Origin of the sequence: Brevibacillus brevis, assembly GCF_001039275.2 — a bacterium.
GTDB classification, from domain to species: Bacteria; Bacillota; Bacilli; order Brevibacillales; family Brevibacillaceae; genus Brevibacillus; species Brevibacillus brevis_C.
In genome coordinates this window covers 847,910-867,770 of the sequence record NZ_CP030117.1, presented here as the reverse complement: position 1 = coordinate 867,770, position 19,861 = coordinate 847,910, and the positions used below count along the sequence as shown (strand labels likewise).

Below are 19,861 nucleotides of genomic sequence, written 5' to 3'. Positions count from 1 at the left end.
CTTATTTTCTAGACCAAAAGACCCCGAAAAACTCAAAACTTTTTCTATATTCAGGCGTCAATTACTAGTGGACTATTCCATTATACCTATACCATTTTGATGATTGGAGCCTGTTTTACATGACCGTCAGCTCGTATACATCTATTCTGGAAACGGACAAACGAATCCGAAAAGCTTCTCCTAACCTTGAACCCAAGGTGGAGATGTACAAGCTCTTTCTTGCTTCTACAGACGCTATTGAAATCCACATGAATAACCTGACGCATCCTTTGACTACCATCAGAATCTATGACATCCATCGGACAAAGCTCGCAGAAGCTGAATATAGTCCGAACGCCCCTATCATCCTTCCCTTTTTTCCGGAGGAAGATGGTCTATACTACGTGCAACTGACGATTGGACCCGATCCAGACCCTCAGCACACCTATCAACTGCACGTGGATAAGTACAAACGCCTATCGGGGATCATCAATCAATCGGAGGAATTTCCCGCAGAAAATGGTCCGTACATGATCGGACCAGACGATGTCATCATAACTGCTGGGACTTCAATCTGCTTTGAAGCAGGTTCATCCATCAACGTACGCTGCCAAAACAAGATCGTCGTCCAAAACGGTGCCTCTATTTCTTTTCGCGGGGAATCAGACAAACCTGTCGTCATCATCGGCGCCATTGACGATACAACCGCGCACCGTTGGAATCAGCTCGTGTTATCTCCCTTGGCTGAGGCAAGCTTCCAGCACATCATTGTGCAATACGACAACGACGAAGACGGTGTGGACTTCCTGACCTCAGCAGCCCCTTTCGTGGCGATCGCCTCATCCGTTGAAGAATTCGAGTCAACCGTTGCCAAAACGAACTATGTGGAGCGGGCCGCAGTCGTATCTCCCTCTTCTCGCCTGGACTTCATTAAAACTTGGTTTCAACAGTCCAGCCCATATCGCTTCCATATTTTTGGAGACTTCTTGCCTGAGCTTTATTTCGGCATCGATGTCACCACCTTTGCGCGATGGGAAACGGATACCAAGCGGATTAATGAAGAACGCGTAGAAGCTGGTGAAATCAACTACTGGGATTTTGTTAACGGCAACTTCACTGCCGATTTGATAGAGGCTACGTATCTGTTTGCCAATAATGAGAGCAGCCCGGAGCTGCGAATCCAACGATTAATTGATTTTCTGATTATCGCGCAAAAATGGAGAAGAAAACACGGGTGCTTCAGCTTGTTCGACATGCTCGATCCGTTCCATGATCACGACGAGGAATTTTACAAAACGTTCGAACAGATGTCGTCCGCCTTCTGGCTCGCGCACAATACGTCCATTATTCACTGGGATACTCTTTCACGAGAACTCGGCATTTGGCAAAAAGAAAGTTTCTTCGAACGGCAATTTATCAACTCTGTCATGATTCGCCTGCACTTCGCAGCCGATCTGCCGTTCTCCCTCCCGGGGTATGGAAACAACATTCCACCTGTCGGCTTTCTCGGTATTTCCATTCACTTTGGCCCGTTCCGCTATCCAGAGGATTATCCGGCACCCGAGCCTGAATTCAACGTCAATTACGGGGAACTCTCTACAGCTACCTATGTGAAATTTATGTTCGAATCGTTGCTCAATGGCAAAACGAATCCCGTCTACACATGGTGGATACCTACGCAAGCGGATAAGGAGCTGTTTCGAACCTTGCAGGAGAAGGGCATCTCGCTGGATTCCCCTCCAGAAGATTGGGACCGCGAATTCGTGCAGCCTGCTAGAAAAACGCTGGAGGAGATTCGGGCATTCTACCTTAATCCTACTGCAAATGAAAGATTCACCCCCAACTGTTGAGGTCGGGAGAAGCCATGCCACATGACTTTCGAATAGCAGAGGATTTTGTGTAACCTGTAGAAAGTATTTCGATTTTCGATCTTTGAATTGAACCGTTCAGGGAAGCACACAAAGCTGCGTGGAAAGAAGCGCATTTCCAGTCCAAGCGCCTCTGAAGCCCAACTCAGCTTCGGAATGAATGGCGGGGAATTTCAGCTTCACCTATGAGATACTTCCTCGAAACTGTCTACGTTTGAAGCGCTCCCGCCATTCATTCCGAAGCGGACAGTCAATCCCCCTCTTGCGGGGCGGAGGCCGAAGCGTAGACTGGAAACGCGCTTCTTTCCCCCACTACAGCTACTAATTCACAAAATTTTTCCCATAGTAAATCTCGTCCATCTCTATTTGCAATTGTTTGGTAATATCCTCCTGCTCCTCCGGTGTCAGCTTCTCCTTCGTGTATCCGAACAAATAATTGTTCAGATCAAACTCCCTTCGCTTGCACTTGGTATGAAAAATATTATCTTGGTACACATTCACATCAATCATGTGGAACAATTCCTTAATTTCCTCGGGAATATAATTTTGGATCGAACTGATGTCGTGATCGATGAACAGCTTGTATCCATGTATATCCCGAGTAAAACCGCGTACCTTGTAATCAATTGTCATCAGGTCTGTATCAAACGAACGAATTAAATAATTGAGTGCTTTGAGCGGAGAAATTTCGCCACAAGTCGACACGTCGATATCGGCCCGGAATGTACTGATGCCCTCCGTTGGATGGTACTCTGGATACGTATGTACCGTAATATGGCTCTTGTCCAATTGCAGCACCACATTTTCAGGCAAAGGTCCGGGGGATTCCTCATAAGATTCAGTAGGGACTTCTACGACCGGACCCTCGGATACAAGAACAGTGACGCTCGCTCCTTGTGGTACATAATCTTGTTGGGCGACATTCAGTATATGTGCGCCGATAATATCCGACACGTTTTTCAGGATATTCGTCAATCGCTCTGCATTGTATTGTTCATCTATGTATTCGATATACGCTTCCCGTTCGGCTTTTGTTTTCGTATAGCAGATGTCGTACATGTTGAAGCTGAGTGACTTGGTCAAATTGTTGAAGCCATGCAGCGTAACGTTTTGTTCTGTTTTTTGTTCCAAGCGTCATTTCCCCCTGTGGTAGCATCCAAAACTCGTTCGCTCTTACTTTTTCCTCCACCTCGCTCATAAATACCCGTTACTTTTGTCCTACCTAAAAATGATTCAATAGCATTAGGAAAACTTGACAGAATATGGTTCTAATCCCCTGGGTTTAATGATAAAATATCGAAGTGTGTCAAATTTTAGAAGAAAGGGGGAAATTATCATGCATTGGTATACAAGCGTATTGAAGAAATACGTCGCATTTGAAGGAAGAGCTAGACGTCAAGAATATTGGATGTTCACTTTGTTCAACATCATCGTGTCTCTGGTAATTGCTCTCGTAGACTATTTAATTGGTACAGGATCTATTTTGGGCATGATCTATTCATTAGCTGTTTTACTGCCTAGTTTGAGCGTAACTGCACGCCGATTGCACGATACTGGAAGAAGCGGTTGGTGGATCCTTCTCTCGTTTATTCCTTTTATCGGTGCAATTATTTTGCTCGTATTCTTGTGCCAAGACAGCCAAGGAGACAACAAATACGGTGCGAATCCAAAAACTTCGCAATCCTTCTAATGTCTCCATCGCCTCTCCCCAAAGGGAGAGGTTTTTTATTTTTGGCCCAAAGAAAAAACGGCAGTTCGGGGCTCCCCAAATGCCGTTTTTCCACTACCGTTTTACGCCTCGTCCCAAAAACGTCGCAGGTTGTCCATCCCAATCTTGGAACCTTCTCGACAATCCTCCATGCCTTCGAACTCGACCGTGATATAGCCATCATAGCCGGACTGCTTGACCAGCTTGACGACTTCGCGGATATTGATGTCACCTTGGCCGACTATTGCTCCACGCAGGAAGTTGCCATTGACGGTCTTGAACCATTTGCCTGCGCCTGGATCATGGTAGGACGGGCGGAAGTAGAAATCTTTGAAATGCACGAGCGAAGCGTAAGGCAGATTTTTTTGCACACCGACCAGCGAAGCCTCGTCTACACACATGAAGTTTCCTATATCCAACGTCGTTTTGAAATTCGGGCGGTTGACCTCATGCAAGACACGCTGCACGCGATCACTTGCCTGCACCAGCCAGCCGTGATTCTCGATTGTCGTCGTTATTCCGAATTGAGCAGCATAATCAGCGATTCTGCGGCTTCCCTCGACCATCTCAGCCAAATGCTTTTCAAAGTACTCGATCGTCGTCTCCTCTACGGGAACAGTAAAGGCGGACACATCGTGGCGCATATGCTTGATGCCCATGCGGTGCAGCAGATCAACATGTGTTTTTACACGTGCGACTTCTGCTTCGAAGGCTTCTTCGTCTGGTTGAATAAAGTTCGTCGGCATCGAGTAGTTGGACAGCTCAATCCCTACCGCTTTTGCCTTATCCCGAACAGCGTCTGCCAATTCGTAGTTATCGACCAGTGTAAAACCGTACGGGACGATTTCCATGTGCTCGCCGCCATTATCCGCGATCCATTGCACGACATCCAGAACATCCATTTCCCCAGCTCGGATTGCTGTTAGCAGACTGTAAGTGCTCAATCCAATTTTCATCAGTTCCACCTCATTTGATTTATTGTATAGAAAGGCTACTGCTCATCATGATGAGAGATGCACCTTGTTGATAGTCACGACTTGCTTGAGTCGATGGGATTCATAGGCTGCCTTCACCACTTCGAGTGTCCGCAATCCATCCTCTCCAGTAATAGACGGAGGTCGACCTTCCATGACATTTTGCACAAAATCGGCGATAAGCCGCTCATCCATATCCACAGCCCAAGGTAAATGTTGCAGCTTCGAATCGCGGTCATTGTAATAGAACGCGTGTTGCTTGAATACATCGACGTCCAACGTGCCCTTGGTGCCGACAATTCGCATCGTCACATCTCCCCATGTCGGGAACGTCTTCGGCCGCGACCAGCTCGGATCGATTCCGACGATCACGCCAGACTCCATTTCCACGGAAACCAGGCCACAATCCTCTACCTCAATCTCGTAAAAACGTGTGTCCAGCTCAGCGTAGACGCTTTTTGCTTCGTCTTGGAGTATCCAGCGTACGAGGTCCATCAGATGGACGATGTGATCCGTTGCTGCCCCACCGCCAGACAGCTCTTTTTCAATGAACCAGCCACCTGGCATTTGTCCGTGGTTCGTGCCATCGATGGCGAGGATGTCTCCGAGAGCACCTGATTGAACGATTTGTTTGACACTTTCCATCACGGGTGCAAATCGTACAGGGTAGGCAATCTGGAGCAAGACACCTTCCTCTTTGCAGACCTGAATCATTTCGCGTGCATCCGCAATCTCGGTGGCAATTGGTTTCTCGCACAGAATGTGCTTTTTCGCTCGGGCTGCGGCAATCACGTGCTCCTTGTGCTTGGCATTTTCCGAGCAAACAATGACGGCGTCGATACCGGATTGTAAAAAGGCTTGCAGATCTTCGTAAAAATCGAGCTGGTAGGTAGTCGCTGCTTCCTCTCCACGGCGGGAGTTATCATCCCAGACTGCTATCAACTGCGCATCCGGGTGCTTTTGCAAATAAGTAGCGTAGCTATGCGCATGCATATGGGCGAAGCTGATGATTCCTACCTTCATTCCTCATCACCTCCGTGCATGAGCTTCACAGGTTGTCCCGTCTTGACCGATTCTCTCGCCGCTAGAGTAATATCGAGAGCAGCGAGCAGATCACGAGAAATCAGACGTGGCACTTCCTGTTTCTGTACACAGCGAATGAAATGCTCCCGCTGTCGCTGCATCAGGTCCATCCCTTGGAATGTTGTCGGAAGAAATTGCTCTCCTCGGCTCCAGCGAACGGGGATGCTTTCCCGGCTATCATGTGTAATCATGCCTTTGTCACCTGTAAGCTCAAAGGAAGCATGCTCCGTCGCCTCCGCTCCTGATAGCTCCACATGAGCAATTGCCCCACCTGCCATTCGGAGCATGACCAGCGCATAATGGACGATCTGTCCTGACTCATTCGTGCGCTTGACCTCGCGCGCCATCACTCGCTCAACCTCTCCGAACGTCCAGTGCAGCCAATCGAATTCACGTATTCCATGCGAATGAAAAATGCATTTTCCTACATTTTTAGCCGATGCAGGAGCACCTCTTCGCAAGCGAATGACGCCTGCTTTACCTATGGCCCCATTCTTTATTTGCTCGTGCGCCTGCTCGTATTCTGGAGCAAAACGCAGCGTATTTGCGAATTGCAGCACGCTATTATGCTGATCGCATAAACCGATTCCTTCACGGCTTAGAGCGGAACCTTCTGCGCATAAAATATGCTTTCCCGCCTGAGCCGCAAGCGTCACCCATGGGTCAGCGCTGTCCGTAATCGAGCCAATATCCACGATATCCACTTCTGTTCCCTGCAAGATTTCACGTAAAGAAGACAAGCTGTCCGCCACACCTACAATCTCTGCCTCTTTGATCCGAAGCCAAGCCTGCGACTCTTTGACGCTTGTTCCCGCTTCCCCTGCGACTACAACTTTTACCATGATCCCGCTCCCCCTCTCCTCGAGCTTTCTGGACTGCTAGACACAACTCTCTTATAGCGAAAACTGAAACATATCCTGCAATAAAACAGCAGCAGCTCCTGCTACCTCTACATTTTCACCCAACGAATTCGGCCGAATCTCGAGTTCCTCCGTCAGGATTCCATGCGCGTATTCCCGCACGTAGTCTTTTACTTTGGCGATCAACAGCTCATTTTCGAAGGCAATCTCACCGCCCAGAATAATGACCTCCGGATTGAACAAATGAATCAGATTGACCAACCCCGAAGCCAAATAAGAAGCGGTTTCCTCCAAAATACTGACCGCAAGCGGGTCCTGCTCTGCCAAAGCCTGACGAAACACCGCAGGAGTAATTCGGCCAACATCCTGCTCCACCAAATCCGAAATGCGGCTCGTCTTTCCTTTCGCAAGCGAGGAGACCAGCTTGGAGTAAATCGTTGGCCAGCTCACGTAATTTTCCAGACAACCAACATTTCCGCAGTCGCACCGCACACCTGCCCGATCAATCGTGGTATGACCGAACTCACCGGCCCCGCCTTTAAAGCCCCTGTAGATGGAACCGTTCATCAAAATACTGGCTCCCAATCCATCCCCAATCGTGACGTACAGCATGTTTTGATAATGACTGAAATCCCCGATGGTCTTCTCGGCGAGCAAGTACGCGTTCGTGTCGTTATCCAACCATGTTTTCAACTGGAAACGTTGCTCGATCAATTCTTTAACAGGGGCGTTCTGCAAGCGGAGCTTTGGATTGTAGCGAATCACCCCATGGACCGAGTCCACGATGCCTTGAGTGACAATCGAGATTCCCATGCATGTCTCCAGACTCGCCGCGGCTCCACCCAAAAATTGCTCAATCACCTCCAGCAAATAAGCGAGTATGCTCTCCCCTTGGTACGGCTTGATCGAGTGGACTTCCTTTCGTTTGACTGCGGCTTCCAAATTCATCTCGGCAATCGTAATCTTCGAGCCAGAGATCGAAATGCCGATCAGAAAGCGACTGTCTGGAGAGAACTGGACCAATATCGGTTTTCGTCCGCCATTTGACTCCCCTGTTCCCACCTCGCATACGAACGAGTCACGAATCAGCTCACTGACAGCCGAGGTCACAGTAGTAGGACTCAGTTTGTTCCGCTTCGCTATTTCACTCCGGGAAATGGGCCCGTAATGACGGATCGTATCGAATATGATGGAGCGATTCAGTTCCTGGATCAGCTTTAAATCACCCGTCCTACGCATGTAACCATCCCTTTTTTTCAAATCACAAATGGCAGGCGACAAAATGCTCTCGGTCTGCCGCTACCCGCAATGCAGGTGCTGTGGTCTTGCATATGTCCATCACGAACGGACAGCGCGTATGAAACAGACAGCCTGACGGCGGATTCACCGGGCTCGGCACATCTCCCTGCAAAATAATCCTCTCCCGCTTTGCCCGCGGATCAGGAATCGGAACCGAAGAGAGCAGCGCTTTTGTATACGGATGCCCGGGATTCGCAAAAATCGTTTCCTTCGGGCCGGATTCGACGAGACTCCCCAAATACATCACACCGATCTTGTCGCTAATATGCTCGACCACGCTCAAATCGTGGGAAATAAACAAATAGGTCAAATGAAATTCTTCCTGCAAATCTTTTAGCAAATTCAAGATTTGCGATTGAATCGACACATCAAGAGCAGAGACTGGCTCATCCGCGACGATCAGCTTCGGCTTCAAAATCAGGGCACGAGCGATTCCGATACGTTGCCGTTGCCCTCCGCTGAATTCATGGGCGAATTTCTCCGCATGATAGCTGGAGAGCCCGACGACCTCGAGCATTTCAGCGACAATCCGATCACGCTCCAGGGCAGACAGCTTCGTATGAATGAGGAGAGGCTCTGCTACCACATCGCGAATTTTCATCCGCGGATTCAGTGAGGCGTACGGGTCCTGAAAAACCATCTGTACCTGCTTGCGCACTTCCCGTAGCTTCGTTTCGTTCATCTTGGAGATTTCTTCCCCTTGGATCCAAATCTTGCCCTCATCTGGCATCAAAAGTCGTGTGACCAAGCGCCCTGTCGTCGACTTGCCACAGCCGCTTTCTCCGACCAGACTGAACGTCTCGCCTTCCTTGATCTCGAACGAAACGTGATTTACTGCCTTTACACTTTTTTTGCTGCTGAATAGACCACTATCAATCGGGAACGTTTTTTTGATACCGTCTACCACGACCAGTGATTTAGACATGAACATCCCTACCTTCCTCTTGATAGAGCCAGCAGCGGCAAGAACGTTCTTCTCCCACCGTCGTAATGGCGGGCTCCTTTTCCCAACAAACAGGCATGACATCCTTGCAGCGCGGAGCAAACTTGCAGCCCTTCGGCATATTGCTTGGTGTCGGTACGTTCCCCGGAACCGAATCCAGCCGTGCGCGCTTCTGCCCGATTTTAGGGACAGAGCCAATCAAGCCTTTGGTATACGGATGCTTGGGTTCGTCGAACAAGTCGTAAACAGATGCTTCCTCCACGACACGCCCTGCGTACATGACCACAACACGGTTGCACATCTCTGCCACGACGCCGAGATCGTGCGTGATCAACAGCATCGACATGTGCTCGTCAGCCTGAAGTTGCTTCATGACATCGAGGATTTGGGCTTGAATCGTCACATCGAGTGCCGTCGTTGGCTCATCGGCGATCAACAGGTTGGGATTGCAGGACATCGCCATCGCAATCATGATGCGCTGTCGCATACCGCCAGAGAGCTGATGCGGATACTCCCCCATAATTTCGCTTGGTCGCGGAATGCCCACCTTTGTCAGCATGCTCACTGCTTGTTCTCGCGCCTTTTGGTCGGAGTAGCCGAGATGCAAACGAATGGCTTCCATCAATTGCTCTCCGATTTTCATCACCGGGTTGAGCGAGGTCATCGGCTCCTGAAAAATCATCGAGATTTCTTTTCCGCGAATACGGCGCATATCACTCTCCGAAATCGAAAGAAGATTCGTACCGTTGTAAACAATCTCTCCGTTGGTAATCTCACCAGTCGTGTCCTTGAACAGGCGCATGATCGACAAGGAGGTCACGCTCTTGCCGCAGCCCGATTCGCCAACCAGTCCGAGCACTTCGCCTTTTTTTATATGAAAGCTGACATGATCGAGGACGACTGTCTTCTGGTTGTCTCTCGTAAATTGTGTTTGCAGATGCTTTACTTCAATGATGTTCTCACTCATCTGCCCCATCTCCCTCGTTTAGTTCTTCGTTTTCGGGTCCAAAATATCGCGCAGGCCATCCCCAACGAGGTTGAACGCCAGCACGGTCAAAAAGATCGCAATCCCGGGAATGATGACCACATGAGGAGAAGTGGCGAGATAATCACGCCCCATACTGAGCATCGCTCCCCAGTCGGGACTCTCGGGCGCAGCCCCCAGACCGAGAAAGCTGAGACTGGATGCCGCCAAAATTGAGGTACCGATCCGCATGGAAAAAAAGACGATCATACTGGAGACGGTCTCTGGAAAGATGTGCCGAAAAATAATCCGGCTACTTTTTGCCCCCATGGACCGCGCTGCTTCTACAAACACCGCTTCCTTGGCAGCCAATGTATTGCCGCGGATCAAACGAGCAAACGATGGAATACTGAACACCGCGACTGCTACGACGACATTCGTTAATCCCGGGCCGAGGATCGCAACGATGGCGATTGCGAGTAGCAAATCGGGAAAAGCGAACATGACGTCACTCCACCGCATGATGAGGCGATCCAGCCACCCGCCGTAATATCCGCTAATCAAGCCTAATACGGTTCCAACCACTGCGCCGACCAGCACAGAGGAAAAGCTGACGCCAAGAGAGATTCCCGTTCCTACGATGATGCGGCTCAAAATATCTCGTCCGTATTCATCTGTCCCTGCCCAATGCTCCATGGATGGAGTTTGCAACGTCACATCATAGTTCGGCTCGTACGGATCATACGGCGCGATCCACGGGCCAAAGAGCGCGATCACAAACAAAAACAAGATAAAAAACCCTGCCCAGAATGCTGTCTTTTGCTTCTTCCACTTCTTCCAAAACTCGCGGGCTCGGGATTTCTTTTCAGTGGGAACTATAACGTTTTGCCCGATTTCTTTTACTACCTCCATTTACGTCACCTCCTTGCCATTAGCTGTCATAACGGATTTTCGGATTCAGTGCCTTGTACAAGATGTCTACCAGCAGATTCACGAGAATGAACTCCAGTGAAAACAACAGAATGACTGCCTGTACGACCGGATAATCGCGAAAAGCAATGGAATCGATCAACAGACGCCCCATACCCGGAATGCTAAACACCGTCTCTACGACAACCGATCCGCCCAGCAAAAAGCCGAATTGCAATCCGGCGATGGTCACGACCGGAATCATTGAGTTTTTCAAAGCGTGCTTGCGAACGACTACGGATTCCTTCAACCCTTTTGCCCGACCTGTTCGGATAAAATCTTCCTTTAATGTTTCGAGCAGGGAGGACCGTGTAAAACGGGCCAGCATCGACATGATTCCTGCCCCTAAGGTTAACGAAGGAAGCACGTAGCTTTTCCAGCTCTCGACCCCACCTGTGGGAAACCAGCCCAGCGTGACAGAAAAAACTTGTATGAGAATGAGCCCCAGCCAAAATCCAGGCAAGGAAATGCCGGAAATCGCCGTCAGCATCCCTACGTAATCCGGCCATTTATTGCGGAAAACAGCAGAGATGGTCCCAATCAGCAGACCGAGCACCAAAGCCCAGCCCAGGCTCAAAAATGTCAACGTCATCGTTACGGAAAAACGGTTTTCAAACATATCGCTAATGGGAAGCCCCGTCTTCAAGGAGTGTCCCAAATTTCCTGTCACGAGGTTTTGCATGTAGTTGACGTACTGGGTCAGCAATGGCTTATCCAAGCCCAGCTCCTGACGCACCCGCTCGATCTCTTCCAAGGTCGCTTCTTTTCCCGCCGCCAAGCGGACAGGATCACCCGGAACCAGATGGATAAAGAAGAAAATAAGCAACGACACGACAAAAATAATCGGGATGATCTCGATGAGTCTCTTCACGATATAACGGAACATGGTACGGTTCCTCCTAAAAGAAAAGCAGCGCCCAGCGGCAGACAATGCCCGAACGCTGCTTCAAGTATTATTGGAACGCCGCTTCTCTTACATAGATGCCGCCACTCGGTGTGATATAAACACCATTCACGTTCGCACGTTTTCCGTACAAGATTTCATCGACTGCGAGGAAAATCCATGGTGCATCTTTAAACACATGTTCTTGCACGACACCATATAGCTGCTTTTGCTTGTCTTGGTCTGACGATTGTGTCGCTTCCTTGATACTTTGGTCGACGAGGTTATTTTTGTAGAAAGCCGTGTTCGCTCCCGCTGGCGGGAAGTTTTCGCTGCTAAACAACGAACGCATCGCATTGTCTGGATCAGCGGAAGACCAGCTAACGTACCACATGTTCATTTTTGCTTCTTCTGGAGACTTGATGCCGTAGATTTCATCGGACAGCGTGGCTTCTTCCATCGATTTCACTTCAACGGTGATGCCGACCTTCTGCAATTGCTGCTGAATGAATTGCATGCCCTTCATCGTATCCGAGTTCGTATTTCCCCAAATGTCCGTTGTGAAGCCGTTCTCGTAGCCTGCTTCTTTCAAAAGCTGCTTCGCTTTTTCGATGCTGTATTCATACGCGCCTTGCTTCGCGTAGTGGGCAATCGTCGGAGACATCACGGATTCCAGTTGTGCGCCGTATCCGGATTTCACGACTTTAATGAACGCGTCCTTGTCCACTGCATGATTGATGGCTTGGCGAACGCGCGGATCATCAAACGGCTTTTTCAGCATATTGATCGAGACATACCTGGTGATGGTCGAAGGTGTGCGCTCTACCTTTACTCCCTCTGCTCCGTTCAGTGTCTCTACTTGCTGCTCCGGCAACGGATAAATGACATCGGCTTCACCGGTCTTCAGCATGGCTACGCGGGAGCCGTTTTCAGGAACGGGCTTGTAGACGATTTTACCGACCTTGGCTGCACCCTTGTTCCAGTGATCTGGATTCAGCTCTACCGTCAGATGGTCACCCTGTACCCATTCCACGAATTTATATGGACCTGTACCGACTGGATTTTTGGTAATGTCTTTGCCGTACTTTTCCAGAGCCGCCGGGCTGATGATTCCGGTCGTGAACTTGTTGATCATCGCGGAAAACGGCTGGTTCAGCGTCACTTTCACTGTGTACTCGTCGACAACCTCTGTGGACTTGATGTATTTGTAGTTTCGATAAGCTCTCAAGTTGTTGTCTTTGTTGCTCATCCGATCGAAGTTGATTTTGACCGCTTCGGCATTGAATGGTGTGCCGTCATGGAACTTCACGTTTTGCCGGAGCTTGAAGGTGTACTCTGTCGCATCTTCATTCACCGAATATTCAGTCGATAAACCCGGCATAAGCTTCAAATCCTTGTCGTAAATCAGAAGCCCTTCAAACATTGCGCTTTGGACACCCGATGACAGTGCATCCCCTGTATTTTGCGGGTCCATCGTGATGAAGTTTTCGTTTACGGCGATGACCATCTGATCCTTTTGCGGCGCTCCCGTCGTTGTCCCCCCATTGGAAGCTGCCGAAGTTCCACTACCACTGCCACCGCCACTGGAACATCCGAAAAGTAAAGCCACTGAAAAAAGTAAGACGGATGCTGTTCGCAAAAACGATGCTTTTTTCATTTCTTTTCCCCCTTGTCTTCATCTACTCTATGGGTGATATCTGGATGTCCATGGATAGGTCTTGCCTGCCGGTTATCGGGTAAATACGATTTCTCTTCCGGTCGCAGCTGATTCGTAAATGCCGCACAGAATCTTCATCATCTCCACGCCGTCCTGTACAGGGCTGAGCGTTTCTTTTTCACCTAATAGGCTTGCGATGAAGTGATCGATCTCATTTTGGAAGCCTCGCTTGAAATCAAACGATAGTTTATCCATCTGCGGGCTGACATTCAGGATCGTGTCATGCTTTTCTGCAATGATGGAAAGCTCTGGCTCCACCTCTGCGCCTCCCTTGTCCCCGTACAGCTTGACGGCCAGCTCGTCTTTTTTCGCATGCAGTGTATAGCTCACATCGACGAAAAGCGACGCTCCGTTTTCAAAGCGAATGAGTGCATTGGCCATATCCTCCACGGTGTTTTGGGAAGGGTCGTAGTCAGCGGCTTTGTAAAAGGAGAGATTTTTGACGTTAGCGCGATTGCCCAGCTTGTTGTATGTATTGCCGCTGACGGTCGTTACTTTTGGGCAGCCCATCAAGTACCAGCACAGATCAATGACATGCACGCCGAGATCGATGAGTGGACCTCCGCCAGATCTGTCCTTGTCAGCGAACCAACCTCCCGGATTGCCCAAACGGCGCAGACAGGATGCCTTCGCGTAATAAATGTCACCCAGCTCGCCCGCCTCGATGAACTGCTTGAGCAATTGCGCATTCGTATCGTACCTTCTCACAAAGCCCACCTGGAGCAGCTTGCCACTCTCTTTTACGGCCTTTTCTATCAGGAGAGCGCTTTCAACTGTTGTACTTAAAGGCTTTTCCAAAAGCACGTGCTTACCCGCTCTAAGAGCAGCGATGGCAATATCTGCATGCGTGTTGTTCCATGTACAAATACTCACTGCGTCCACCTGTTCATCTGCGAGAACATCCTCAAGCTTGCTGTAGTAGGTCTCGGCCTCGTACTTCTGTGCTTTTTCCCGAGCGCGCTCCTCGTTGAAGTCCACGACGGCACGAATTTCTGTACGCTCGTTTTGCTGGTACGATTGCAAGTGCATGTCTGAAATTGATCCTGCACCAATCACCGCAACTCTCACTTTTGCCATGATGTTGTCTTCCTCCTTGCTTCTCATTTTTAATTAGTTTTTTCAGTGGAGTAATTAATAAGATGATACAAAATTGTTTTAATTTTTGCAATAAGGTTTTTCGAATATTCCCCCTGCCGCTCCCATCACTCCAGCTTCTATCCCGATATGACTCGTAACCACCCGCACTTTCTCCGCCAATCCAGCTATGCATCTATCCCTCATGCTCTTTTCGATTTCGGGAAGCAATAATGCAGAAGCGTTCATAACCCCGCCTCCGAAGACGATAACCTCCGGATTAAACAAATAGATCAGATTAGCGGCTCCTATACCTAAGAAAAACCCGGCTTGCTTTACGATTTGCGCGAAAAATGGATCTCCTGCAAGCGCAGCTTCACTGATCACTTTTGCCGTCAGCTCGCCATTTTCCACAAGGAATCGATCGATGACAGGCTCCTTTGCAGTTGTCAGCTTTTGACGGGCGCTGTTTTCGATGGCAGTACCGGAAGCGTAATTTTCCAGACATCCGCGATTTCCACAGCGACATGACGGTCCATTCCAATCGATCGAGATATGACCAAATTCTCCCGCGCTCCCATCTCTACCTGAAACCAGCCGACCATCACTGATGATCCCTGCCCCTACCCCTGTGCTGACCGTAACGTAAATCATATTTCGTGTACCGACACCTGCGCCCCATAGCCACTCTGCAATTGCAGCCGCATTCGCGTCGTTGAACAGTCGGACAGGCAATCCGAACCTTTGCCCGATCAACTTGCCAATCGGTACATTTCGCCAACCCAGATTGCTCGCAAAAATGACCTCGCCGCTCTCGCTGTTAATCACACCAGCTGAAGCAATGCCTACACCGCTTACTTTTTCGAGATCGATGCCGCTTTCTGACAGGACATCGTGAATGGCAGAAAGCACCCTTTCGATCACTGCCTTTTCCCCATCTTCCGCGATGGTTGGCAGCAGCTTTTGTGCGATGATCCTGCCTCTACGATCAACCAAACCAGCCAAGATTTTGGTCCCGCCCAGATCCAGCCCAATCGCATATTCATCTTTTGTCATGCTCGTCTCTCCTTCGTTCACCATTACTACCCCTCATTAATTTCTCCAATGACTTTATAAATTCAACTTAGCTTTATTTGTAGCACACCCCCTCCCTTTCGTCCAGATTATTCGAAAAATTCTACTTGTCGGCAGAATTCTTCTTTCGAATACCAAGAAACACAAAGGACAGAATAAAACTGTTAAAACGCCCAAAAGGAGGGTTGCGCGTTGAATAAACAGACGCTGGCTGCCCATGAATCACTGGATATTCATGAAGTACTTAACTTCAAAACACTCTGCCTCGCCAAATCCAAGCTGATGCAAGGCATTGTATTCGATCAGGATTTGCGGGCGTTAATGCAAAAAGATGTAGAGCAATCCATTCAAGCAATCGCTGAGCTCCAAGCTATTTACAAGAACGCCCCCTTCCAGGCACCGATTCCGCAAACTCGTCCGACCCCCATCATAAACTGAAGGTGAGAATCCGATGAACAACGATTATCTAGACCCGATCAATGCGTTAAACATGCCGGAGAAGGCAGATATGACTTTTGCGATGGACTTCCTCCTTCGTGCCAAAGAAGGCGTCCGAAACACGGCAATCGCCCTGACGGAAACGGTTACTCCGGAAGCAAGATCCGTATTGCGGAAACAACTCCATCAAGGAATTGCTCTCCATCAAGAAATCGCGGAGTTGATGCTCAGGAAAAAGTGGTTTCATCCCTACGAGCTCCATGAACAGTATCAACTAGACCACCTCTCGGCCTTGGAAACGATCCAAATCGGGCAAATGAACCTCTTCCCTGAGGATACCTCGCGAAAAGGCATGTTCGATCGGACACCAGATGAACACCAGTGATGGAGGAACTTATCGATGAAAGCTGTTACATACCAAGGCATTAAAAACGTAGTGGTAAAAGAGGTACCCGATCCGAAGATGGAAAAGCCCGATGATATGATCGTGAAATTGACAAGCACCGCCATATGCGGATCTGATCTCCATTTAATTCATGGCATGATACCCAATTTGCAAGAGGATTATATTATCGGTCACGAACCAATGGGCATTGTCGAAGAGGTAGGCCCCGGTGTTACCAAGCTGAAAAAGGGCGACCGTGTCATCATTCCATTTACGATTGCTTGTGGCGAATGCTTTTACTGCCAAAACCATTTAGAAAGCCAATGTGACAATTCAAACGAGAATGGGGAAATGGGTGGCTTTTTCGGATATTCCGGTACAACGGGCGGTTATCCTGGGGGACAGGCTGAGTATTTACGGGTCCCCTTTGCGAACTTTACCCATTTCAAGCTACCCGAAAACTGCGAAGCAGAAGATGAAAAGCTGTGCTTGATTGCCGATGCCATGCCAACTGCCTATTGGAGCGTAGATAACGCAGGTGTCAAGAACGGAGATACCGTGATCGTTCTCGGCTGCGGCCCAGTAGGTCTTCTAGTGCAAAAGTTTTGTTGGCTGAAGGGTGCAAAACGTGTGATTGCAGTTGATTATATCGATTACCGCCTGCAACATGCAAAGCGTACAAACAACGTTGAAATCGTAAACTTTGAGCAAAAGGAGAATATCGGCAACTACCTCAAAGAAATCACGAAGGGCGGTGCTGATGTTGTCATCGATGCGGTTGGCATGGATGGAAAAATGTCCGCTCTGGAGTTTCTGGCGAGTGGCTTGAAGCTGCAAGGAGGCGCTATGGGCGCAATTGTCATCGCTACCCAAGCAGTCCGCAAAGGCGGTACGATCCAAATAACCGGTGTTTATGGCGGGCGCTATAATGCCTTCCCTCTTGGAGACATCATGCAACGCAATGTCAACATACGTTCCGGACAAGCTCCTGTGATCCACTACATGCCATATATGTATGAGCTCATTACCACCGGCAAAGTCGATCCAGGCGACATCATTACGCATGTCATCCCTTTGAGTGAAGCTAAGCGTGGATACGAAGTGTTCGATACGAAAACCGACAATTGCATAAAAGTCATTTTGAAGCCTTGATGAAGACAGAAGGGAGGATTTTGCTACGATGGGTTACGGATTACATGAACAGCTTGAACTGCATGAGATCGCTGCTTTTAAAACCATATGCATGACCAAGTCAAAGACAATGCAAGCCTTAGTTTCAGACGAGACGTTGAGGAAATTTTTGGCTGATGATGTTCTCGTCTCGACCAGACAGCTTCAGGAGCTGAACTCTTTACTATTAAAAGCAAATTCATAGGGGGGAAACATGGAATGTCTGGCATTCTTCAAAGCTTAGCTGGTATGGGTGCCCTGACGGATCAAGTAATCGCCATGGACTTTCTCATCTCCGCCAAAAGCGGTGTGCGGAACTATGCGATGGCACTGACGGAAACAGGCACCCCAGAAATTAAGGCAATACTAACCAAGCAATTGGAAGAAGCAATCGATTTACACGAAAAGATCAGCCTGTACATGATTGAGCGAGGCTGGTATCATCCATGGAATATTACCGAGCAGATTCAGTTGGATCAGCAAAATATCCAGACCGCGTTAAATCTTTCGTGAAGTGAAAGCATCCTTTATGGGTGCTTTTTATTTTGTCTACTATTCGACAATATCTCCTAAAGCAAAAGGAAGAAACATCCTATAAAATGGTATATATGGCTTTTTTAGAGAGAGGCGATGATATCCACCTTATATCTTTGATAGAGTACCGCAACATCTGGCATCTACTCGATGATCGTTTCAGCGCTACATTTACCACTGTCAAGAAAGGTTGATGTTCATGTTTAAAAAAGCCTTGATCATCCTGACATTAAGCTCAGTTGTCGCTGTACCAAGTGTAGCCGCTCAAGCCCAAGGGGCAGATCTACCTTCACAGGAGAAGGCGCCCGCCTCCGCAAAAACAATAATCAAAAATGCCGCATTTGGTCAAGAAGTCTGGGTAATGCTCGGCTCGCCTATTCCAACCGGATGGGTCGTGATCAGATCTTCTGGCAATATGAACCTGATTATGGATTTGAACAATGCTCCTGCTGGTTACGAGGTTTGGGTAATGCTCGGCTCACCTATTCCTGACGGCTGGGTTGTGATCAGAAGTTCTGGGAATATGAACCAGATCAAAAATTTGAATAACGCTTCTTCTGGCCAGGAAGTTTGGGTAATGCTCGGCTCGCCTATTCCTGACGGCTGGGTTGTGATCAGAAGCTCTGGGAATATGAACCAGATTAAAAATTTGAACAACGCTTCTTCTGGTCAAGAGGTATGGGTGATGCTAGGCTCGCCTATTCCTGACGGCTGGATCATTATCAGATCATCGGGAACAATGAACCTGATCAAGCGCCTATAGGCTAATCAGAATAATGGGATAACCGCGTCCTCAATTACTAGGCACATGACATGTATCCCGTCCACAAGCTGACGTCGAAACTCAATCGACATCAGCTTTTTTCCTTTTCTCTTTGGCCACAGGCAGAGGACTCCAACCTCTACCGAAGCTTCTTGATCATTTTCAGTAAAAAACGACAATATTGTAAATGATTTGTAGTTATCTTGAAAATATTGGGTATTTATTTTACCATTAGACAAACAATTTCAAACTACTCAAAAGAGATGGACTAGTAGGAATGAAATTGTTTTTGTAATCAAAAAAATTGAGAAGGAGGTCCACAGAGAACTGTACTTGGAAACACGAAAACTCTTGTTTGGAAAGGAGCTTCATGATGTTAGAAAGAATTTTGGGTAAACTTTTATTGCTCACCATTTCTCTTGTCACTCTTGTAAATGGATATTTTGTAACGCCGACACACGCACAGGATCAATCCGAGTATCGCGTAGATTTTAGTGGTGTATCCGCTTCGATCCCTGTCAATATCCGTACCGGCCCGACTACTTCTGCTACTATCATCGACAAGCTTCAACCAAATACCCGTGTACAATTTTCAGGTTGGACCCGAGGGACCTCGCTCAATGACTTTTGGACAAATGCCCCTGATAATAGATGGTTTTTCTACGAGAAAAACGGCGTAAAACACTATGTTGCCTCTGCTTTTATTAATGGAAACCCACCTGCAACCGATCAAAATAAGGTATTAGTCTCGTATCAGGTAACAATTACGACGAATATCCCTGCTCTCAGACAGGCCTATGAAAATGCCATACGAAATTGGAATAACACAGGAATTGTTTCATTAACACCAACACAAAATGCTCCCATAACCTTAGGTGAAGGCTATGCGAGGGGGTATGATGGATTTGGCTGGTGGCAATCGAATGGTTCCAGAGTTACCGGTGGTACCGTCATCCAATGGAACAGAGTGAGCAACAGAAACGCCGCTTATTTAGAAGCTTTGGCTACTCATGAGATTGGACATGTCCTACGACTAAATCATAGGTCGGATCACTCGATCATGAATAATTCCTGGCTAACAAGAATTACAGGCCCTACACAAAATGACATCAATGAGCTTATAAGAATTTATAGTCGATAACGAATGCTTTGTCCCACATAAAAAGACAAGGCAAG

The 19,861-nt window shown here is 48.3% G+C and carries 21 protein-coding genes; 9 read left to right on the top strand and 12 right to left on the bottom strand.

From position 1 onward, the window contains the following. Positions 1 to 119: 119 nt before the first annotated feature. Positions 120 to 1,829 (top strand): hypothetical protein, encoded by a 1,710-nt coding sequence (locus tag AB432_RS04565; RefSeq protein ID WP_048031236.1) that lies wholly within the window; start codon positions 120 to 122, stop codon positions 1,827 to 1,829. Between the two features lie 339 nt (positions 1,830 to 2,168). Here the strand turns inward: AB432_RS04565 and speD are convergent, their stop codons facing one another. Next, positions 2,169 to 2,978: an adenosylmethionine decarboxylase gene (gene speD / locus AB432_RS04560; RefSeq protein ID WP_048031235.1), complete on the bottom strand. Its 810-nt coding sequence runs from the start codon at positions 2,976 to 2,978 to the stop codon at positions 2,169 to 2,171. Between the two features lie 205 nt (positions 2,979 to 3,183). On the opposite strand from speD, the gene AB432_RS04555 reads away from it, so the two are divergent. Further along, complete coding sequence (locus AB432_RS04555; RefSeq protein ID WP_048031234.1) at positions 3,184 to 3,537, top strand: DUF805 domain-containing protein; 354 nt, start codon at positions 3,184 to 3,186, stop codon at positions 3,535 to 3,537. A 101-nt stretch (positions 3,538 to 3,638) separates the two neighbouring features. Here AB432_RS04555 and AB432_RS04550 read toward each other — a convergent pair whose 3' ends face one another. From AB432_RS04550 to AB432_RS04500, 11 genes are all read right to left on the bottom strand, one after another. After that, positions 3,639 to 4,511, bottom strand: a complete 873-nt coding sequence (locus AB432_RS04550) for a sugar phosphate isomerase/epimerase family protein (protein WP_048031233.1) — start codon at positions 4,509 to 4,511, stop codon at positions 3,639 to 3,641. A gap of 45 nt (positions 4,512 to 4,556) precedes the next feature. Further along, positions 4,557 to 5,552, bottom strand: a complete 996-nt coding sequence (locus AB432_RS04545; protein ID WP_048031232.1) for a Gfo/Idh/MocA family protein — start codon at positions 5,550 to 5,552, stop codon at positions 4,557 to 4,559. Beyond that, complete coding sequence (locus AB432_RS04540) at positions 5,549 to 6,454, bottom strand: Gfo/Idh/MocA family protein (protein WP_048031231.1); 906 nt, start codon at positions 6,452 to 6,454, stop codon at positions 5,549 to 5,551. The genes AB432_RS04545 and AB432_RS04540 overlap by 4 nt, the downstream gene beginning before the upstream one ends. A 51-nt stretch (positions 6,455 to 6,505) precedes the next feature. After that, entirely contained in the window at positions 6,506 to 7,711 is a 1,206-nt protein-coding gene (locus AB432_RS04535; protein ID WP_048031230.1) for an ROK family transcriptional regulator, read from the bottom strand. Between the two features lie 22 nt (positions 7,712 to 7,733). After that, positions 7,734 to 8,696 carry an ABC transporter ATP-binding protein gene (locus AB432_RS04530; protein WP_113732300.1) on the bottom strand — a complete coding sequence of 321 codons (963 nt, stop codon included), beginning with the start codon at positions 8,694 to 8,696 and terminating at the stop codon, positions 7,734 to 7,736. Further along, positions 8,689 to 9,681, bottom strand: coding sequence for an ABC transporter ATP-binding protein (locus tag AB432_RS04525; RefSeq protein WP_048031228.1), 993 nt, complete (start codon positions 9,679 to 9,681; stop codon positions 8,689 to 8,691). Before AB432_RS04525 ends, AB432_RS04530 begins: the two co-directional genes overlap by 8 nt. An 18-nt stretch (positions 9,682 to 9,699) precedes the next feature. Beyond that, positions 9,700 to 10,590 carry an ABC transporter permease subunit gene (locus AB432_RS04520; RefSeq protein WP_048031227.1) on the bottom strand — a complete coding sequence of 297 codons (891 nt, stop codon included), beginning with the start codon at positions 10,588 to 10,590 and terminating at the stop codon, positions 9,700 to 9,702. Between the two features lie 19 nt (positions 10,591 to 10,609). Next, the gene (gene nikB, locus AB432_RS04515; protein WP_048031226.1) at positions 10,610 to 11,533 is read right to left on the bottom strand and encodes a nickel ABC transporter permease; all 924 of its coding nucleotides are present in this window, start codon (positions 11,531 to 11,533) and stop codon (positions 10,610 to 10,612) included. A gap of 67 nt (positions 11,534 to 11,600) precedes the next feature. Next, positions 11,601 to 13,187, bottom strand: coding sequence for a glutathione ABC transporter substrate-binding protein (locus AB432_RS04510; RefSeq protein WP_048031225.1), 1,587 nt, complete (start codon positions 13,185 to 13,187; stop codon positions 11,601 to 11,603). A gap of 72 nt (positions 13,188 to 13,259) precedes the next feature. Next, positions 13,260 to 14,324 (bottom strand): Gfo/Idh/MocA family protein, encoded by a 1,065-nt coding sequence (locus AB432_RS04505; RefSeq protein WP_048031224.1) that lies wholly within the window; start codon positions 14,322 to 14,324, stop codon positions 13,260 to 13,262. A gap of 78 nt (positions 14,325 to 14,402) precedes the next feature. Then, complete coding sequence (locus tag AB432_RS04500; protein WP_048035697.1) at positions 14,403 to 15,377, bottom strand: ROK family protein; 975 nt, start codon at positions 15,375 to 15,377, stop codon at positions 14,403 to 14,405. Positions 15,378 to 15,587: 210 nt separating this feature from the next. Here AB432_RS04500 and AB432_RS04495 point away from each other — a divergent pair, with 210 nt between their 5' ends. The 7 genes from AB432_RS04495 to AB432_RS04465 all read left to right on the top strand — a co-directional run bounded on the left by AB432_RS04495 (position 15,588) and on the right by AB432_RS04465 (position 19,826). Further along, positions 15,588 to 15,833 (top strand): hypothetical protein, encoded by a 246-nt coding sequence (locus tag AB432_RS04495; protein ID WP_048031223.1) that lies wholly within the window; start codon positions 15,588 to 15,590, stop codon positions 15,831 to 15,833. A 13-nt stretch (positions 15,834 to 15,846) separates the two neighbouring features. After that, complete coding sequence (locus AB432_RS04490) at positions 15,847 to 16,218, top strand: spore coat protein (protein ID WP_048031222.1); 372 nt, start codon at positions 15,847 to 15,849, stop codon at positions 16,216 to 16,218. A 15-nt stretch (positions 16,219 to 16,233) separates the two neighbouring features. Continuing rightward, entirely contained in the window at positions 16,234 to 17,370 is a 1,137-nt protein-coding gene (locus AB432_RS04485) for a zinc-dependent alcohol dehydrogenase (protein WP_048031221.1), read from the top strand. A 28-nt stretch (positions 17,371 to 17,398) separates the two neighbouring features. Beyond that, complete coding sequence (locus AB432_RS04480) at positions 17,399 to 17,593, top strand: hypothetical protein (protein WP_048031220.1); 195 nt, start codon at positions 17,399 to 17,401, stop codon at positions 17,591 to 17,593. Positions 17,594 to 17,607: 14 nt separating this feature from the next. After that, positions 17,608 to 17,901, top strand: coding sequence for a spore coat protein (locus AB432_RS04475; protein WP_048031219.1), 294 nt, complete (start codon positions 17,608 to 17,610; stop codon positions 17,899 to 17,901). 220 nt (positions 17,902 to 18,121) lie between these two features. Next, positions 18,122 to 18,685, top strand: coding sequence for a hypothetical protein (locus AB432_RS04470; protein WP_048035696.1), 564 nt, complete (start codon positions 18,122 to 18,124; stop codon positions 18,683 to 18,685). Positions 18,686 to 19,055: 370 nt separating this feature from the next. After that, complete coding sequence (locus AB432_RS04465; RefSeq protein ID WP_235617614.1) at positions 19,056 to 19,826, top strand: matrixin family metalloprotease; 771 nt, start codon at positions 19,056 to 19,058, stop codon at positions 19,824 to 19,826. Positions 19,827 to 19,861: the final 35 nt, after the last annotated feature.

Coding starts and splice junctions, on each gene's coding strand:
- AB432_RS04555 (WP_048031234.1), top strand. CDS start 3,184: ATGCATTGGTATACAAGCGTATTGAAGAAATACGTCGCATTTGAAGGA.
- AB432_RS04465 (WP_235617614.1), top strand. CDS start 19,056: ATGATGTTAGAAAGAATTTTGGGTAAACTTTTATTGCTCACCATTTCT.
- AB432_RS04520 (WP_048031227.1), bottom strand. CDS start 10,590: ATGGAGGTAGTAAAAGAAATCGGGCAAAACGTTATAGTTCCCACTGAA.
- AB432_RS04550 (WP_048031233.1), bottom strand. CDS start 4,511: ATGAAAATTGGATTGAGCACTTACAGTCTGCTAACAGCAATCCGAGCT.
- AB432_RS04510 (WP_048031225.1), bottom strand. CDS start 13,187: ATGAAAAAAGCATCGTTTTTGCGAACAGCATCCGTCTTACTTTTTTCA.
- AB432_RS04545 (WP_048031232.1), bottom strand. CDS start 5,552: ATGAAGGTAGGAATCATCAGCTTCGCCCATATGCATGCGCATAGCTAC.
- AB432_RS04530 (WP_113732300.1), bottom strand. CDS start 8,696: ATGTCTAAATCACTGGTCGTGGTAGACGGTATCAAAAAAACGTTCCCG.
- AB432_RS04500 (WP_048035697.1), bottom strand. CDS start 15,377: ATGACAAAAGATGAATATGCGATTGGGCTGGATCTGGGCGGGACCAAA.
- AB432_RS04490 (WP_048031222.1), top strand. CDS start 15,847: ATGAACAACGATTATCTAGACCCGATCAATGCGTTAAACATGCCGGAG.
- AB432_RS04525 (WP_048031228.1), bottom strand. CDS start 9,681: ATGAGTGAGAACATCATTGAAGTAAAGCATCTGCAAACACAATTTACG.
- AB432_RS04470 (WP_048035696.1), top strand. CDS start 18,122: ATGTTTAAAAAAGCCTTGATCATCCTGACATTAAGCTCAGTTGTCGCT.
- AB432_RS04565 (WP_048031236.1), top strand. CDS start 120: ATGACCGTCAGCTCGTATACATCTATTCTGGAAACGGACAAACGAATC.
- AB432_RS04485 (WP_048031221.1), top strand. CDS start 16,234: ATGAAAGCTGTTACATACCAAGGCATTAAAAACGTAGTGGTAAAAGAG.
- nikB (WP_048031226.1), bottom strand. CDS start 11,533: ATGTTCCGTTATATCGTGAAGAGACTCATCGAGATCATCCCGATTATT.
- AB432_RS04480 (WP_048031220.1), top strand. CDS start 17,399: ATGGGTTACGGATTACATGAACAGCTTGAACTGCATGAGATCGCTGCT.
- AB432_RS04505 (WP_048031224.1), bottom strand. CDS start 14,324: ATGGCAAAAGTGAGAGTTGCGGTGATTGGTGCAGGATCAATTTCAGAC.
- AB432_RS04535 (WP_048031230.1), bottom strand. CDS start 7,711: ATGCGTAGGACGGGTGATTTAAAGCTGATCCAGGAACTGAATCGCTCC.
- AB432_RS04540 (WP_048031231.1), bottom strand. CDS start 6,454: ATGGTAAAAGTTGTAGTCGCAGGGGAAGCGGGAACAAGCGTCAAAGAG.
- AB432_RS04475 (WP_048031219.1), top strand. CDS start 17,608: ATGTCTGGCATTCTTCAAAGCTTAGCTGGTATGGGTGCCCTGACGGAT.